The 16,052-nt window shown below is 64.6% G+C and carries 15 protein-coding genes and 1 pseudogene; 7 read left to right on the forward strand and 9 right to left on the reverse strand.

Going from position 1 to position 16,052, the window contains the following annotated elements; translation table 11 throughout:
• Position 1: 1 nt before the first annotated feature.
• From ACD578_RS20380 to ACD578_RS20400, 5 genes are all read right to left on the reverse strand, one after another.
• Complete coding sequence (locus ACD578_RS20380; RefSeq protein WP_404293964.1) at positions 2–1,399, reverse strand: circularly permuted type 2 ATP-grasp protein; 1,398 nt, start codon at positions 1,397–1,399, stop codon at positions 2–4.
• Between the two features lie 205 nt (positions 1,400–1,604).
• A complete protein-coding gene (locus tag ACD578_RS20385; RefSeq protein ID WP_404287988.1) occupies positions 1,605–2,609 on the reverse strand; it encodes an esterase-like activity of phytase family protein in 1,005 nt (334 codons plus the stop codon).
• Positions 2,606–4,504 (reverse strand): cobaltochelatase subunit CobT, encoded by a 1,899-nt coding sequence (gene cobT, locus ACD578_RS20390; RefSeq protein ID WP_404287990.1) that lies wholly within the window; start codon positions 4,502–4,504, stop codon positions 2,606–2,608. The genes ACD578_RS20385 and cobT overlap by 4 nt, the downstream gene beginning before the upstream one ends.
• 160 nt (positions 4,505–4,664) lie before the next feature.
• A complete protein-coding gene (cobS, locus tag ACD578_RS20395) occupies positions 4,665–5,654 on the reverse strand; it encodes a cobaltochelatase subunit CobS (RefSeq protein WP_152710035.1) in 990 nt (329 codons plus the stop codon).
• A 116-nt stretch (positions 5,655–5,770) separates the two neighbouring features.
• Positions 5,771–6,400: a J domain-containing protein gene (locus ACD578_RS20400; RefSeq protein WP_404287992.1), complete on the reverse strand. Its 630-nt coding sequence runs from the start codon at positions 6,398–6,400 to the stop codon at positions 5,771–5,773.
• 89 nt (positions 6,401–6,489) lie between these two features.
• Here ACD578_RS20400 and ACD578_RS20405 point away from each other — a divergent pair, with 89 nt between their 5' ends.
• Positions 6,490–6,756 carry a BolA family protein gene (locus tag ACD578_RS20405; RefSeq protein WP_404293966.1) on the forward strand — a complete coding sequence of 89 codons (267 nt, stop codon included), beginning with the start codon at positions 6,490–6,492 and terminating at the stop codon, positions 6,754–6,756.
• A gap of 149 nt (positions 6,757–6,905) precedes the next feature.
• On the opposite strand, the gene ACD578_RS20410 is transcribed toward ACD578_RS20405, so the two are convergent.
• Entirely contained in the window at positions 6,906–8,072 is a 1,167-nt protein-coding gene (locus tag ACD578_RS20410; protein ID WP_404287994.1) for an acetyl-CoA acetyltransferase, read from the reverse strand.
• Positions 8,073–8,236: 164 nt separating this feature from the next.
• Between ACD578_RS20410 and ACD578_RS20415 the strand changes: the two genes are divergently transcribed.
• Together ACD578_RS20415 and ACD578_RS20420 are read left to right on the forward strand one after the other, a co-directional pair.
• A complete protein-coding gene (locus tag ACD578_RS20415; RefSeq protein WP_404287996.1) occupies positions 8,237–8,815 on the forward strand; it encodes a TIGR00730 family Rossman fold protein in 579 nt (192 codons plus the stop codon).
• Entirely contained in the window at positions 8,812–9,222 is a 411-nt protein-coding gene (locus ACD578_RS20420; RefSeq protein ID WP_404287998.1) for an NUDIX domain-containing protein, read from the forward strand. The genes ACD578_RS20415 and ACD578_RS20420 overlap by 4 nt, the downstream gene beginning before the upstream one ends.
• On the opposite strand, the gene ACD578_RS20425 is transcribed toward ACD578_RS20420, so the two are convergent.
• Positions 9,210–10,364, reverse strand: coding sequence for a 2OG-Fe(II) oxygenase (locus ACD578_RS20425; protein ID WP_404288000.1), 1,155 nt, complete (start codon positions 10,362–10,364; stop codon positions 9,210–9,212). The genes ACD578_RS20420 and ACD578_RS20425 overlap by 13 nt on opposite strands.
• A 72-nt stretch (positions 10,365–10,436) precedes the next feature.
• Positions 10,437–11,338: pseudogene (locus ACD578_RS20430) on the reverse strand (EamA family transporter).
• 191 nt (positions 11,339–11,529) lie between these two features.
• Between ACD578_RS20430 and ACD578_RS20435 the strand changes: the two are divergent.
• From ACD578_RS20435 to ACD578_RS20450, 4 genes are all read left to right on the forward strand, one after another.
• On the forward strand, positions 11,530–12,696 hold the full coding sequence (locus tag ACD578_RS20435; protein WP_404288002.1) for a D-alanyl-D-alanine carboxypeptidase family protein: 1,167 nt from the start codon (positions 11,530–11,532) through the stop codon (positions 12,694–12,696).
• Between the two features lie 116 nt (positions 12,697–12,812).
• The gene (locus ACD578_RS20440) at positions 12,813–12,986 is read left to right on the forward strand and encodes a hypothetical protein (protein ID WP_404288004.1); all 174 of its coding nucleotides are present in this window, start codon (positions 12,813–12,815) and stop codon (positions 12,984–12,986) included.
• A 117-nt stretch (positions 12,987–13,103) separates the two neighbouring features.
• Positions 13,104–14,012, forward strand: coding sequence for an EamA family transporter (locus ACD578_RS20445; protein WP_404288007.1), 909 nt, complete (start codon positions 13,104–13,106; stop codon positions 14,010–14,012).
• Positions 14,013–14,025: 13 nt separating this feature from the next.
• Positions 14,026–15,153: a CobW family GTP-binding protein gene (locus tag ACD578_RS20450; RefSeq protein WP_404288009.1), complete on the forward strand. Its 1,128-nt coding sequence runs from the start codon at positions 14,026–14,028 to the stop codon at positions 15,151–15,153.
• A gap of 125 nt (positions 15,154–15,278) precedes the next feature.
• Here the strand turns inward: ACD578_RS20450 and ACD578_RS20455 are convergent, their stop codons facing one another.
• Positions 15,279–16,046 carry an ABC transporter permease gene (locus ACD578_RS20455; protein WP_404288011.1) on the reverse strand — a complete coding sequence of 256 codons (768 nt, stop codon included), beginning with the start codon at positions 16,044–16,046 and terminating at the stop codon, positions 15,279–15,281.
• Between the last annotated feature and the right edge of the window lie 6 nt (positions 16,047–16,052).

A 16,052-nucleotide genomic window follows, 5' to 3' on the forward strand; every position in this document is an offset into this window, starting at 1 on the left:
CTCATTCACTCAGCACCCAGGTATCCTTGGTCCCGCCGCCCTGGCTCGAATTGACCACGAGCGACCCCTCCGTCAGCGCCACGCGGGTGAGGCCGCCCGGCACGAGCCTGACGCCATCGCGTCCGGTCAGGACGAAGGGGCGCAGATCCACATGGCGAGGGGCAAGACCCTTCTCCGTGAAGATCGGGCTTGTCGACAGGGCCAGCGTCGGCTGGGCGATGTAGTTGTCGGGCGCCGCGAGGATCCGGGCCTTGAAATGCTCGCACGCCTCTGTCGTCGCATGGGGCCCTACGAGCATGCCGTAGCCGCCCGAGCCGTTGACCTCCTTCACGACGAGTTCGTGCAGATTGTCGACGACATAGGAGAGAGATTCCCGCTCGCGGCAGCGCCAGGTCGGCACGTTCTTCAGGATCGGCTCCTCGCCCATGTAGAAGCGCACGATGTCGGGCACGTAGCTGTACATGGCCTTGTCGTCGGCAATGCCCGTCCCGGGCGCGTTGGCGATGGCGACATTGCCGGCGCGGTAGGCGGCGATCAGGCCCGGCACGCCGAGAGCGGAATCGGACCGGAAGACCAACGGGTCGAGGAAATCGTCGTCGATGCGGCTGTAGATCACGTCGACGCGCTTCGGCCCCTCGGTGGTGCGCATGTAGACCATGTCGTCGCGCACGAAGAGATCGCGTCCTTCGACCAGTTCCACGCCCATGCGGTCGGCCAGGAAGCTGTGTTCGTAATAGGCCGAGTTGAGAGAGCCAGGGGTGAGGAGAACGACGGTCGGATCCCAGGGGCTGCTCGTCGGGGCGACGGATTTGAGGGTGCCCAGAAGCTCGTCGACGTAGTTCTCGATGGGCCGGATGCGCTGCATTCCCACGAGTTCGGGGAAGAGGCGCATCATCACCTCCCGGTTCTCCAGCATGTAGGAGACGCCGGAGGGCGTGCGCAGGTTGTCCTCGAGCACGTAGAAATCCTGGTCGTCGACCCGGACGATGTCGATCCCCGCCACCTGCACGTAGATGTCGCTGTTCAAGGACAGTCCATGCATCTGCGGCCGGTAATAAGGGTTGAGATAGACGAGCTCCGGCGGGATGATCCCGGCGCGCAGGATCTCACGCGCGCCATAGATGTCCTTGAGGAACATGTTGAGCGCCTTGACCCGCTGTTCGAGTCCGCGCGAGAGCCGGGCCCATTCCTTGCCGGACAGAATGCGCGGAATGATGTCGAAGGGGATCAGCCGCTCCTCGGCTTCCGTATTGCCGTAAACCGCGAAGGTGATGCCGACCCGGCGGAAGAAGAGCTCTGCCTCCTCGCGGCGATGTTCCAGCAGCTGCGGCGGGGCCGATTTCAGCCAGTCCTGGAGGATGCGGTAGGCATCCCTGCTTTCGCCGTCATGGCCGCTCATTTCATCGAAGATCGCCTGCGCCGCCACCGGGTCTCCTCAGCCTCTCGAGGCGGACACCCGGCGCAAAGATTGGCATCGGGCCCGCATGAAAGAAGCTTAGTTGCCTAAAACCTAGGGCTTCAAGCGAGACGAAGGGATAGGGGCAGGCAAAGGATGATGAGAAAAACGGCAGATGCCTATCCGGAAGGCAACGCTCGCTGCCGGCTCAGCCAGGCAGCGAGAACTCGAGCAGCAAGGTTTTCTGCAGAGAGCTGAAATTGTCGTCGGAGATCAGGGAAAGAACGACATCGCCGCCTTCCCGATGGATGGCGAGTCCCTCCATGTTGTCGACCTGATGCGAGGCTTCGCTCTCGTAGAGGGTCTCGCCATCGACGCGGGCGCCGGACTTGAGCGCACTCGCGTCGATGCGGCGAAGCCGGCAGCCGAAGCCCCCGAAGAGCGAGAAGCGGCGCTCCAGGATCACGGCATCGCCATCGGGCAGGAAAGCGAGGTCGGTGACGTCATAGCCCCCGGAGAGAACCATCTGGAAGGCGCCCTGCCGCGGGCCCGTCAGGATGAAGCCGCTGCCGCCTTCCGCGAGCCCGACGAGCGCCCCATTCAGGGGCGAGCGCTGGGGCGCGACGCCGAGCGCCTCCAGGCCGCCGTTGCTGGGCAGGTCTTTCAGCTCCTTCGGCACAGGAATGGGAACGCCGCGGATGATGGTCCCTGCACCGGTGCGCTCGAAGCGGATCACGGCGTGGTTGCGCTCGACGCCGACGAAGGCGGCATTGCCCGCAAGCGCAAAGCTCTCCGTGTCGTAGTAGCGCGAGCGCCTCAGCGGGACGCCGTTGCTCAGGATCAGAGGAGACAGAACCGGGCTGGACAGGCCCGAGAGCCGGCCGTCCGATGTCTCGACCCGGGCTTTCAGCAACTGCGCATTGTCGGCGAGCGCAATGATGTCCTGGCCATTGGCTGAGCGCCAGAGACCGGAAAAGCCGCCGAAGGCCGAGACCCGGGAGCGCAGGTCGGCCCCGGAGCGGAATATCAGAGCTCCGAACCGGGAGCGGTCGGGATCTGTCGTGGAGAGGTGGCTGATCGGCTGCGCCTCCACGTCGATGGAGGTCGCGCCCCTGAAAGCCTGCGGGCGCTGTGCCAAAGCAACGCCCGTGCAGGCTATCGTCGCGGCCGCGGCACCGCCGCCGATCAGGAAGTTGCGCCGGGTGAGCCTCAAGCGACGGCCCTGCGCCGGGGAGCGCCACGGGCCGGCGGCCCGGCATTCTCCTCGAACAGCTCCGCGAGCTTCTCGGTCATGACGCCGCCGAGCTCCTCGGCGTCGACGATGGTCACTGCGCGGCGGTAATAGCGCGTCACGTCGTGGCCGATGCCGATGGCGATAAGCTCCACGGGGGAACGGGTTTCGATTTCCTCGATGATGAAGCGCAGATGCCGCTCGAGATAGTTGCCGGGATTGACCGAGAGCGTCGAGTCGTCCACCGGCGCGCCGTCCGAGATCACCATCAGGATGCGCCGCTGCTCGGGCCGCCCGAGCAGGCGCTTGTGGGCCCAGTCGAGAGCCTCGCCGTCGATGTTTTCCTTCAGCAGGCCCTCGCGCATCATCAGGCCGAGGTTCTTGCGCGCGCGCCGCCAGGGCGCATCCGCAGATTTGTAGATGATGTGGCGAAGATCGTTCAGGCGGCCGGGATTGGCCGGCTTGCCGTTCTGCAGCCATGTCTCGCGGGCCTGCCCGCCCTTCCAGGCGCGGGTGGTGAAGCCGAGGATCTCAACCTTCACGCCGCAGCGCTCCAGCGTGCGGGCGAGAATGTCCGCGCAGGTGGCGGCGACCGTGATCGGGCGCCCGCGCATGGAACCGGAATTGTCGAGAAGCAGCGTCACCACCGTGTCGCGGAAGTTCGTGTCCTGCTCCTGCTTGAAACTGAGAGGCTGGAACGGGTCCATGATGATGCGCGGCAGGCGCACGGGATCGAGCGTGCCCTCTTCGAGGTCGAACTCCCAGGACCGGTTCTGCTGCGCCATCAGGCGGCGCTGCAGGCGGTTCGCCAGACGCCCGACCACGCCCTGAAGATGAGCGAGCTGCTTGTCGAGATAGGCGCGAAGGCGCGTCAGCTCGTCCGCATCGCAGAGGTCTTCCGCGTGGATGATCTCGTCGAACCTGTTGGTATAGGCCTTGTAGTCGGGTCCGCGCGCCTCGTTGGAGCGCGAGGGCGGACGCCAGGATTCGCCGGCATCCTCCGAATCCGCTTCCTCGGATTCCTCGGGCAGCTCGCCGGAAGGCCCATCGGCTTCTTCCGAAGCGCCATCCTCCATCTCGTCGCTCGAATCCTCGCTGATTTCCACATCGGCCCGGTCGCCTTGGCTCTCCTGCTCGGATTCGCCCTCGCCCTGCTGCTCCTGCTCGTCGGATTCGTTATCGTCCTCGTTCTCCTCGTCCTCGGAATCGAGAGCCGCCTCGTCGGCCATGTCGAGGGAGGAGAGCAGGTCGCGGATATTGCGGGCGAAGCTGCGCTGGTTCTCGATGTTCTTGAGCAGGCCATCGAGGTCGCGCCCGGCGCGGTCCTCGATGAAATCGCGCCAGAGATCGACGATCTTGGCAGCCGATGCGGGCGGCTTCGCGCCGGTCAGGCGCTCGCGCACCATGAGGGCAACCGCATCCTCCAAGGGAGCATCGGCGCGGTCCGTGATTTCTTCGTATTTGCCGCCACGATGGTAGCGATCCTCCAGCATGGCCGAAATGTTGGAGGAGATGCCGGCCATGCGCCGCGAGCCGATGGATTCCACGCGCGCCTGCTCGACCGCATCGAACACGGCACGGGCGGCCTGGCCGTCGGGGGCGAGCTTGCGGTGAAGATTCGTGTCGTGGCAGGCGAGGCGCAGGGCCATGGCATCGGCATTGCCACGCAGGATCGCCACGTCCTGTGCGGTCAGCCGCCGGGGCGGCTCCGGCAGGCGTGCCTTGTCCTGCCCCATGAGCACCGGACGGTCGGACGCGAAGGCGACCTCGAGATCGGGCTTGCGGGCAATCGCCTTCATGGTGCCGGCGATGGAGCGCTTCAGCGGCTCCGCCGGCGCTTCCTTCTTCTCACCCGGCTTGCGGTTCGAGATGGACATCTCACCTCTCCTGACACCCGTTTCGTGTCATCCCCGCGAAGGCGGGGATCCATAACCACGACAGAATGAGGATGGTTGCTGCGTATGCACCTCATCCCGAAACGTTAGCGGTTATGGATTCCGGGCTCGGCTGTGCCGACCCGGAATGACAGGATTAGCTTTACGACAGCACCATGTTCACGGCGCTCTCCGGCAGTTCCTTGCCGAAGGAGCGCTGGTAGAACTCGGCCACGAGAGAGCGCTCGAGCTCGTCGCACTTGTTCAGGAAGGTGACGCGGAAGGCGAAGCCCGTGTCGCCGAAGATCTCGGCGTTCTCGGCCCAGGTGATCACCGTGCGCGGGCTCATGACGGTCGAGAGATCGCCGTTCATGAAGGCCGAGCGGGTGAGATCGGCCACGCGCACCATCTTGTTGACGATGTCCCGACCTGACGCATCCTCCTGGTAGTGCTTCGCCTTGGACAGGACGATGTCCACTTCCTTGTCGTGCGGCAGGTAGTTGAGCGTCGTGACGATGGACCAGCGGTCCATCTGGCCCTGGTTGATCTGCTGCGTGCCGTGATACAGGCCCGAGGTATCGCCCAGGCCCACCGTATTGGCGGTGGCGAAGAGGCGGAAGGCCGGGTGAGGCCGGATCACGCGCTTCTGGTCGAGCAGGGTGAGCTTGCCCGACTGCTCCAGCACGCGCTGGATCACGAACATCACGTCCGGGCGGCCGGCATCGTATTCGTCGAACACGAGAGCCACATTGTTCTGCAGGGCCCAGGGCAGGATGCCGTCCTGGAAGGCGGTGACCTGCTTGCCCTCCTGCAGCACGATGGCGTCCTTGCCGACGAGATCGATCCGGGAGACGTGGCTGTCCAGGTTCACGCGTACGCAGGGCCAGTTGAGGCGAGCGGCGACCTGCTCGATATGGGTCGACTTGCCGGTGCCGTGATAGCCGGTGATCATGACGCGGCGGTTGCGCGCGAAGCCCGCAAGGATCGCAAGGGTCGTATCGCGGTCGAAGAGATAGTCGGGATCAAAATCGGGCACATGCTGCTCGGCTTGCGAAAAGGCCGGGACCTCAAGATCCGAGTCGATGCCGAAGACCTGTCGCACGGACACCTTCATGTCCGGCGTAAGGGTCGCTGTCTCGGTATGTGCCGTCATAGGGGCCTCTTGGTCTTTGGAGTGTGTCTCGAAAATGTCATGGGCTTCTTAACCCCCATGACGGAACGGTGCAATTTCCTAATCCGCCTAGCTGCCTTGCCTAAAAGGATATCGTTTCAGCACAGGCCGGCGCTTTTGAGGGCATCGTGCGCCTTGATGATGTCGCGCAGGCGCTCCTCGAAGGACCGGTCGCCGCCATTGGCGTCCGGGTGGAATCGCTTCACCAGGGCCTTGTACTGGGCCTTGATGGCGGATCCGTCGGCCGTCTCGTCGAGGCCGAGGATGTCCAGGGCCCGGCGCACGGCCCCCGTATAACGCGGGCGCTTCGGCTCGGGCCGGGCCCGGCTGGTCCGCGCCTGGGTGAAATCCTCGCCCCTGAGGATTCCCAGAGGATCGACATAGGCCCAGTCCCGGGTCTCCTGTTGAGCGCTCTGCCCCTCGCCGCTCCCGGCGGCGTTCACGCCCATGGCCCAGGTCGGGCGATGACCGATGATGGCATCCTTCTGGAAGGCCGCGACGGCGCTGTCGGACATGCCGGTGAAATAGTTGTAGGAGGCATTGTACTCGCGCACGTGCTGCAGGCAGAAGCGCCAGTACTGGCCTTCCCGGTCCCGCCCCTTGGGCGCGCGGTATTCGCCCGCGGCCTTGCAGGAGGGGTGCTCGCAGACGGGTCCCTTGGCCTCCTGCGGTTCGTCGGAGGAAGGCTTGATGCGGATGCTGTCGAAAAGTGGCGAGTTGAGATCCATGATTCAGCGATTATGAGTGGCTTGGGGCCTTGAGCCAAGGCCTGAACGCTTTTCGCCGCAGACCCGTTCAAAAAGGTTTACAAAACAGCATGACCCTTCAGCACTGGATCACACAAAATTTGCAGGAGAGCCTGCAGCCGACCGAACTGACCGTCACCGACGAATCAGAAAAGCATCACGGCCATGCCGGATGGCGGGAGGGCGGAGAAACTCATTTCCAGGTTTATATCGTATCGGAAGCCTTTTCCGGCAAGAGCCGGGTCGAGCGCCACCGCCTCGTCAATGACACCCTGAAGGGTGCCTTCGACAGGGGCCTGCACGCCCTGGCCATTCAGGCCAAGGCGCCGGGGGAATAGGCGAAAAACCTCCTGACCTGCCACGGCCGGGCTTGTCCTGGTCATGATGATTGGAAGGGGACTATGCCGCTCTGATCGGGATCACCGGCACGAGGCCGGTGATGACTTGTGGTGTGGCATTCCAAGCCCGCAAGGCGCCTTGTACCCGCTCACTTGATCCGCTCGAGCACGCTCACGTAGTTCGCCACCGCGGCGCCGCCCATGTTGAAGATGCCGCCGAGCACCGGGTTCTTCACCTGGATGCCGCCGGCCTCCTCGCAGAGCTGCATGGCGGACAGGGCATGCATGGAGACGCCGGTCGCCCCGATGGGGTGACCCTTGGACTTGAGGCCGCCGGAGGGATTCACCGGCAGCTTGCCGTCGCGATTCGTCCAGCCTTCCTTGATCGCGGTCGCGCCCTGGCCTCGAGGGGTCAGGCCCATGGCCTCGTATTCAATGAGCTCCGCGATGGTGAAGCAGTCGTGGGTCTCGACGAAGGACAGATCCGTCAGCTGGATGCCGGCCTGGGACAGGGCGCGCCGCCAAGCCTCGGCGCAGCCCTCGAACTGGATGATGTCACGCTTCGACATGGGCAGGAAATCCTGCGCATGGGCCGTGGCCCGGAAGGCGACCGCACGCTTCATCCGAAGCGCCGTTTCGGTATCGGCCAGGACCAGTGCTGCGGCACCGTCTGACACGAGCGAGCAGTCGGTGCGCTTCAAGGGGCCCGCGACGAAAGGATTCTTCTCGCTCTCGGCGCGGCAGAAATCGAAGCCCAGGTCCTTGCGCATCTGAGCGTAAGGATTGTCGACGCCGTTCTTGTGGTTCTTGGCCGCGATCATCGCCAGCGCATCGGACTGGTCGCCGTGACGCTGGAAGTAGGTGCCCGCGATCTTGCCGAACACGCCGGCAAATCCGCCCGGCGTATCGCCGTCCTCGGGCAGGTAGGAGGCCTTGAGGAGAATGTTGCCGATCTCGGGACCCGGCGTCTTCGTCATCTGCTCGACGCCGACCACCAGCACGGTCTTGGCGCGCCTGGCCTCGATGGTCTTGATCGCCTGGTGCACGGCGGCCGAGCCTGTCGCGCACGCGTTCTCGACCCGGGTCGCCGGCTTGAACCGGAACTTGTCGTTGGCCTGGAAGACGAGGGAGGCGGTGAAATCCTGAGCCGAGAAACCGCCATTGAAATGACCGAGCACCACCTCGTCCACATCCTCGGCGGCCAAGCCCGCATGCTCCAGCGCCTCGTTGGCGACGCGGACGATCAGGCTCTCGACGGTCTCGGTATCGAGCTTGCCGAAGGGGGTGTGCGCCCAGCCGACGATGCAGGCAGTCATGGATGTCTCCTCGATGATTGTGTTGTTGGAAGACAAGGTGGCCCTCTTTGGGGCATTCAGCAAGCCACATGAGCGCATGTCAGATACGCCCATGAACATGGTCTTGAGCTTGGCCTCGTCCTGTCGTTCATCGATGCATGACGCGAATCACGAAGGAAAGTCCCATGCGCCTGTGTGTCTTCTGCGGCTCCAGCAGCGGCCAGGATCCGGTTTATCGCGAGGCGGCGCGGGCGCTCGGCGAGACCATGGCGGCCCAGGGGATCGAGCTGGTCTATGGCGGCGCCTCCGTTGGCCTGATGGGAGCGGTCGCCGATGCGGCTCTCGCCAGGGGCGGCCATGTGATCGGGGTGATGCCGCAGGCGCTGATCGACAAGGAGATCGCCCATGGCGGATTGAGCGACCTGCGGGTGGTGGGCTCCATGCACGAGCGCAAGGCGCTGATGGCGGAACTCGCGGACGGCTTCATCGCCCTGCCGGGCGGCCTCGGCACCTTCGAGGAATTGTTCGAGGTCTGGACCTGGGCGCAGCTCGGCTACCATCGCAAGCCCTGCGCGCTCCTGAACGCCGGCGGCTTCTACGACAAGCTGACGGATTTCCTGGACGATGTGGTCGAGCGCGGTTTCGTGAAGCCGATTCACCGGGCGATGCTGATCGTCGAGAACCAGCCTGCCGGCCTGATCGAGGCTGTTCGTGCCTATGAGCCGCCGAAGGTGGACAAATGGATCAAGGCGGGCGAGCGGTGATCGAGATCGTCGCGGCCCTCATCCGCAACCAGCATGGCCATGTTCTGCTCGTGCGCAAGCGCGGCACGGAAAGCTTCATGCAGCCCGGCGGCAAGCGCGAACCGGGCGAGAGCGATCCGGATTCGCTCGCACGGGAATTGCGCGAGGAACTCGGCTGCGGCGTCGTTCCAGGGTCCACGAAGAAGCTCGGCGTCTTCGAGGCTCCGGCGGCAAACGAACCGGGGCAAAGGGTGCGGGCCACGATGTATGCGGCCAGCCTTGCGGGAGACATCGCCTGTCAGGCCGAGATCGAGGAATATACCTGGGTCGATCCGCGTGAGCCGGGCGACACGCCGCTCGCCCCGCTCACCCGAGACGCCATCCTGCCCCTGGCATTGTCGCTGAATGACGGCATTCATGCCTTGTAGGCGCCCACGCCCTCGCCGAGATGAGCATTGTTCGCCTCACGGATCTTGGCGGCTTCCTCGTCATAGAGGAAGGGCAGGAAGGCGAAACGGCGCCCCTGCGTGACGCGAGACACCGCATGAAGAAGCGGGCATGAGAACACCACGGCCCCGCCGGCTGGAGCCTTGTAGCTGCGCGGTCCGTATTCCGGGAAACTGATCTCGCCACCCTCGAAGTCGCTGTTGAGGTTGATCGAGACCGCAAATCGGCGATGAGCCGTGCCGCTCGTCGTGTTGTCCCGGTGCGCACGGAAATGCCCACCGTCTTCGGCCGCGTAGCAGGAGACGATGTAGCGCTCCATGCGCGAGGGCTTGAAGAAATGCACCCGCTCGATCTCCGGATTGATGCGGCGGACGATGCGGTGCTGCACCTGCCGGACCAGGTTCGGATCCGTGATCGTGTAATCCTTGCGCCGCTTGTGGTTCGGATCGTGGGTGGCGACGGTCTTGCCGTCAACCTCGCGCATGAAGCCCGATTCCTCGCCGCCATGCTGTTCATAGAGACCGATCAGGTGGCGGCAGAATTCAGGCTCAAACACGTCCGGGATGACCAGCACGGGGGCGGGTATCTCGAAACCGGAGAACTGGCTCACCGGCGGCAGGGCCCGCAGGTAAGCGATCACCTTCCCACGATCGCTGCCATCCTGTTCGAACGGGAAGATGGCGCGCACGCGCAGGGTGGGGTTGAGCACCATCCAGAAGCGGCGGATCGGGATCTGCGACTGGGCCGGCAGGGTGTTGCGCGGAAGAGCCCCGTAGAGGCGTCCGACAGCGCCGTCGAAGTCCCAGAAATGGCGGATACCGGGGATGATCTGCTTCGCCCGCATGTCCGACTCGTCCGACGGATCGACGCTCACGCCGAACAGGGTGATCTTGTCGTCGTCGAACAGGTCACGATGCTCCTCCTGGAACGACATCAGCGTCGCGCGCCCGACCTCGTCCGAACCCGTTCCGTAGAAGCACAGGACGACGTAGCGGCCGGCCGCCGTGTCGAAGCTGTAGTGCGGATTGCTGGTCGAGTTCTGCTTGAACCACGGAACCGGATCGCCGACCTGGAGGACGCGATAGGCGGGTTGAACAGTCTCAGGGGCGGCGGCATCGGTCATGAAAGGTGGGCCCGAACACGTTCAGATGAAATGTAACGTTGTTCGATATCATGCGACTGCCGCAGCGACAAGCTACCGCTGCGCCAGCAGCAGCAGGCCGACGCCGGCGAGAATCAGCAGCATGCCGGCCAGTTCCCGCCGGGTCGTCGCCTGCGCTAGGAAGCGATGGGACACGGCCTGCGCCATCAGCACCTCCACGAGAGCAAGCGTGCGCACATTCGCCGCCGTCGTGAGCGCGAAGCCGATGAACCAGAACTGGGAGGCGAGCGCCCCGAGAAAGCCTGCCCCCAGCGAAGGACGCCAAGCTTTGAAGCTCGCCATCAGCGCCTTGCGGTCGAAGAGCCCGAGCCAGATCAGGAGAATGGTCGTCTGCAGGCCCAAGCCCCAGACCAGGGTCGTGGAAGCCCGGATCAGGGGGAGCCCTCATCGAGCGACAGGATGGCGCCGCGAAATCCGATCGCCGCCAGAGCGAAGAAGGCTCCCGAGGCGAGGCCGAAGAGAACGGGCTTCGCCCCCGATGACGTGAGGCTCGTGCCCGGCTTCACGGACATGAGCAGAACCCCTGACGTCGCAACGGCAATGGCCAGTCCCATGGCCGGCGTCAGATGATCCCCGAGCAGCACCAGACCGAACAGGGCCACCTGGACCGGCTCGGTCTTGGTATAGGCCGTGACCACCGAGAAGGCACGCTCGCGCATGGCCGCAAGCATGAGGGCCGTGGCAAGGATCTGGGTGACGGCACCGGTGAGGGCATAAGTCAGGAAGGTTGCGTTGGGCCCTGGAACAACCTCCCCGGTCACAAGGTTCATCACAGCCAGGGCGAGAAGCGCGAAGGGGAATCCGTAGAGAAACCGGACCTGGGTCGCTCCCACGGTTCCGATGGTCTCGGTCAGGCGCCGCTGCGTCGCGTTGCGGCCGGTCTGCGCGGCCGCGGCGGCCAGTGTCACCGGAATCCAGAGAAGGGATGTTGTCATATCGATCTTCAAACCGCACCGCTCTTGCCACTCTCTTGCCACGGATTTCGTTAAGAAGGGCGGTACAAACAAGCAAAAAGCCCCCCAGCCTAGCCAAGGTCAAGGTTTGGGACTAAAAATAGCCCAGCTGACAGGCGGGGCTTGATCGAGATCCTCTCCTATCGTTGGACGAAGCCAAGGAGTCGTTCCGCATGAACGTTAGCCGAGCCCTCCGCGTGACAGCCTTTGCCTTTGCCGCTCTGATGAGCGGTTCGGCTCTGGCCGCCGGCGGCCCTGCTCTTGTCGTTGAACTCGAATCCGGCCGCGTTTTGCACGCGGAGCGGGCGACCGACCCCTGGTTTCCGGCCTCGATCACCAAGCTGATGACGGTCTATGTGGCTCTCGACAAGGTCCGCTCCGGCCAGATGAGCATGGAGACGCTGCTCACCGTGTCCGACGGCGCGGCGGCCCTGCCCCCGTCCAAGATGGGCTTCAAGCCCGGCACGGAGATTCGTCTCGACAACGCCCTCAAGATCTTGATGGTCAAGTCGGCGAACGATATTGCCGCGACCATCGCCGAGAACATCGGCGGCTCGATCGACGGCTTTGCGGAATTGATGAACGCCCAGGCCCAGCGCCTCGGCATGGTCAGCAGCCACTTCGCCAACCCCCATGGCCTTCCCGACGAGCGCAATCAGACCTCGGCCCGCGACATGGCGATTCTGGCCCGCGCGCTGCTGCTGGAATTTCCCGAGCATAAAGATCTGTTCGACATCGGGGCGGTCCAGTTCGGCCGGCGCATCATGCGCAACACCAACGGGCTCATCGGCCGCTATCCCGGCGCCGACGGCATGAAGACCGGCTTCATCTGCTCGGCCGGCTTCAACGTGGTGGCGAGCGCCACACGCAACGGACGCCATCTGATCACGGTCGTGCTCGGCGCCCAATCCGCCAATGAGCGCACGATCAAGGCCGCCGAGCTGTTCGACCGCGGCTTCAACAGCAAGGTGAACTTCACCAATCCGGAACTCACGGCCCTGCCCACCTCGGCCAATGCCACGCCGCCCGACATGCGCCCCGTCATCTGCGACCGACGCGGACCGATGCCGCAGGAAGAGGATGCTCCGGCCGTCGCCGAGACCGACAGCAACATCCCGAACCTGTTCTCCTCCGAGGTCATGGCCTTTGCGGGGGATCGGCCGAGAAGCCGGTGCGCACCGTGCTCGGCCCCCGCACCACTGTTCAGCCGGAACGCGTCTGGATCGGGCTTAATCCCCCCTCCGAGGCCGAGCTTGCCGCTCAAGCCGCAGCGGAAGAGGCCGCCGAGCAGGCCCGCAAGGCGAAGACCAAGAAGGCCACCGCTTCCAAGAAGACGCTGACCAAGGACGCCGATGCCAAGGACGCCGATGCCAAGGACGCCGATGCCAAGGACGCTAATGCCAAGGACGCTGATTCCAAGACGTCGGACGATAAGAAGGCGGCCGACAGGGAGCCTGTGAAGGCCACGGCGAAGGGCAAGGAGCAGCCGCGCGCCAGCGTCGCCGTCAAGCCGGTGACCGGCAGCGCCAAACCCGCCTCCAAGCCTGCTGCCAAGGCCCCCGCCGACACGAAGGCAAAGGCTCCTCAAAAGGCCGATGCCGCCGCGAAGCCCAAATCCGTCGCGAACTGATCTGCGAGACAAAAGATCTTCCGCAACGCCCGGTCGACGACCGGGCGTTTTGCTTGCTCCCTTGCTTTCGCAGGCGATCCGCGCGAACGGTGCAGCGTCCCAATCCAAAATGTCGTGATGACTCGCTCCTCCTCTCCCGCCAACGGCCTCCTCTTCGCCCTTGCCTCGGCCAGCCTCTACGGCTTCAACATCGTCTATGCGCGCATCGCTTCCTTCGCGGGCGCCAGCGGCTCGGCCATCGTGGTCTACCGGGTCTTCCTGATGCTTGTGCTGGTCGGCATCGTCGCCGCTGTCACGAGAAGCTCCCTGAAGGCGGCGCGGGAGGAGCGGGGCACGCTCCTTCTGCTCGGGGTTTCCACCGCCTTCGTGGGCCTCTGCTATCTCTCGTCGGTCGCCTTCATCCCGGTCACCGTGGCGGCGGTGGTGTTCTACACCTTTCCGATCCTGATCGTGCTCGCGAGCCCCTTCGTGGAGGGAACCAGACTCACGCCCGCCCTGCTCGGCGTGGTGGCGCTGGCCACCCTCGGCGTCGCCCTCGTCGTCGGGCCCGCCTTTGGAGTTCTCGACTGGCGCGGTCTGGCGCTGGCCTTCGCGGCGAGCATCGCCACGGCGATCCAGTTCTTCGCCGCTGCGCGCTGCCGCAGGACCGGCGTCATCGCCAAGACCTTCTGGATTCATCTGCTCGTTCTCCCGACCGCAGCCCTCATCAGCCTGGCGGCGGGGCAGCTCGCGCCCCCTTCCGCACTGGCGCTCGCTCCCTTCGCGGTCGCCATGACCATCGGGGGCTATATTATCGGCTTCGTGCTGCAGTTTCTGGCACTCGGGCGCATCACGGCGGTGGCGGCCGGGATCGTCTACTGCGCCGAGCCCGTGGTGGCGGCTTTGTCCTCGGCCCTCATCCTGAACGAGACCCTGGCTCCTCTGCAGGTTGCGGGCGGGGCTCTTGTGCTGGCAGCCATCATTGCCAACGTATTGTTGGACCAGCGACGCCTGAAGAACGCACCTCTGGTGCCGATTGCGGATTGATATGACAACGACCATGACCCCTCCCGCGCCGATTCCGCTCACCATCCTCACCGGCTTCCTGGGCTCCGGGAAAACGACGCTGCTCAATCGGCTCCTGAAGGATCCGGCGCTGCAGGACACGGTGGTCATCATGAACGAGTTTGGCGAGATCGGCCTCGATCACCTGCTGGTGGAAACCATCGACGAGGGCATGGTGCTGCTCTCCGCCGGCTGTCTCTGCTGCACCGTGCGCGGCGACCTCATCGCGACGCTCGAGGACCTGCTGCGCAAGCGCGACAACGACCGCATCCTGCCGTTCAAGCGCGTGATCATCGAGACCACGGGCCTCGCCGATCCGGCACCGATCCTCCACGCCGTGCTTTACCACCCCTATCTTTCGATGCGTTACGCGGTTGAAGGCGTGGTGACGGCGGTCGATGCGGTCAACGGCTCCGCCACCCTGAATGCCCATCGTGAAGCCGTCAAGCAGGCCGCCGTTGCCGAGCGGATCGTCATCACCAAGACCGATCTCGTTCAGGACCAGGAGAGCCTCACGCGATTGCGTGAGAGGTTGCACCAGCTCAATCCAGGCGCTGCACTTCTGGAAGCGAGTGCCCCGGCTGAGGCGGTAATTGCGGGCGGCCTCTTCGGCCTCGACGGCAAGATCGCCGACGTGGCCGAATGGCTGAAGACGGAGGCCGTGGAGGAGGCGGAACGCGAGAGCCATGCGCACCAGCACGGACATCACCACCATCACGGCCACGATCACCACCATCATCACGACGTGAACCGGCACGACGAGCGAATCCGCGCCTTCTGCCTCACCAGCGACCAGCCGATCCGCCAGGGCACGCTCGACATGTTCCTGGATCTCCTGCGCTCGTCTCAAGGATCGAAGCTGCTGCGCGTGAAGGGCCTCGTGGCCTTGGCGGAGGATCCCGAACATCCGGTCGTCATTCACGGCGTCCAGCATATCGTCCACGTTCCCGCCGTACTGCCGTCCTGGCCGAGCGAGGACCGGCGCAGCCGCATCGTCTTCATTGTCGACGATCTGGAGCGTGAGACGGTGGAAAAGCTCTGGAACGCCTTTCTCGGGCGCCCCGCCGTCGATCAGCCCGATGCGGCGGCATTGTCGGACAATCCGCTGTCGTTGAGGAGGTAGGACTTGGCTTTGGTCTTCGCAGAAGGCCGACCCAGCGCTCTTCCGATCGGGACGGCCGGGACGAGCCCGGCCATGACGTGAAGGCCTAAGCCGCTCAAGAGCTCTTTAAAAGGCGAGAGCGTATCTCATGCCGCCATCTGCGAGCGCTGCGCCCAGCCGGTCATGGACCGCTCCGCATAGGCCGTGATCGCGTACATGATGACTCCGAGCACCGCGAGCACCAGGAGGGCTGCCCAGACGAGGGGCACCTCGAAGGCCGCGGAAGCGCGGGTGAGCAGGTTGCCGATGCCGACATTCGAGGCGTTCTGCTCGCCGATGACGGAGCCCACATAGGCCAGCGTGATCGCGACCTTCATCGAGCCGAAGAAATACGGCATGGCACGTGGCAAGCCGACCTTGAACACGATGTCGCGCTTCGAAGCGCCGAGCGCTCGCAGCACGTCCTCCATTTCCGGCTCCACCGTGGAAATGCCCGTGGCGACGTTCACCACGATGGGAAAGAACGAGATCAGGAAGGCCGTCATGACCGGCGGCACCCAGCCGACGCCGAACCAGAACACGAGGATCGGCACCACGGCCACCTTCGGGATCGAGTTGAAGCCCACGAGTAACGGGTAGGAGCCGGCATTGATGAGGCGCGAGGAACCAAGCACCATGCCGAGCAGCAGGCCAAACCCGACCGCAAGGCCGAAGCCTGCCAGCGTCATCCAGAGGGTGTGCATGGCATGGTAGGCGAGCTGGCTCCGGTACTCCCACACGGCGAGAAGAATCGTAGAGGGCGCCGGCAGGATGAAGCTCGACACTTTGAGCCCGCGGCAGACGATCTCCCAGAGCACGAAGAAGCCGATGGTGAAGACCCAAGGTGCAAGGGCGAGCTGATTCTTGGTTTTCATGGGTCT

The organism is Microvirga sp. RSM25, from assembly GCF_044784385.1.
Lineage (GTDB): Bacteria > Pseudomonadota > Alphaproteobacteria > Rhizobiales > Beijerinckiaceae > Microvirga > Microvirga tunisiensis.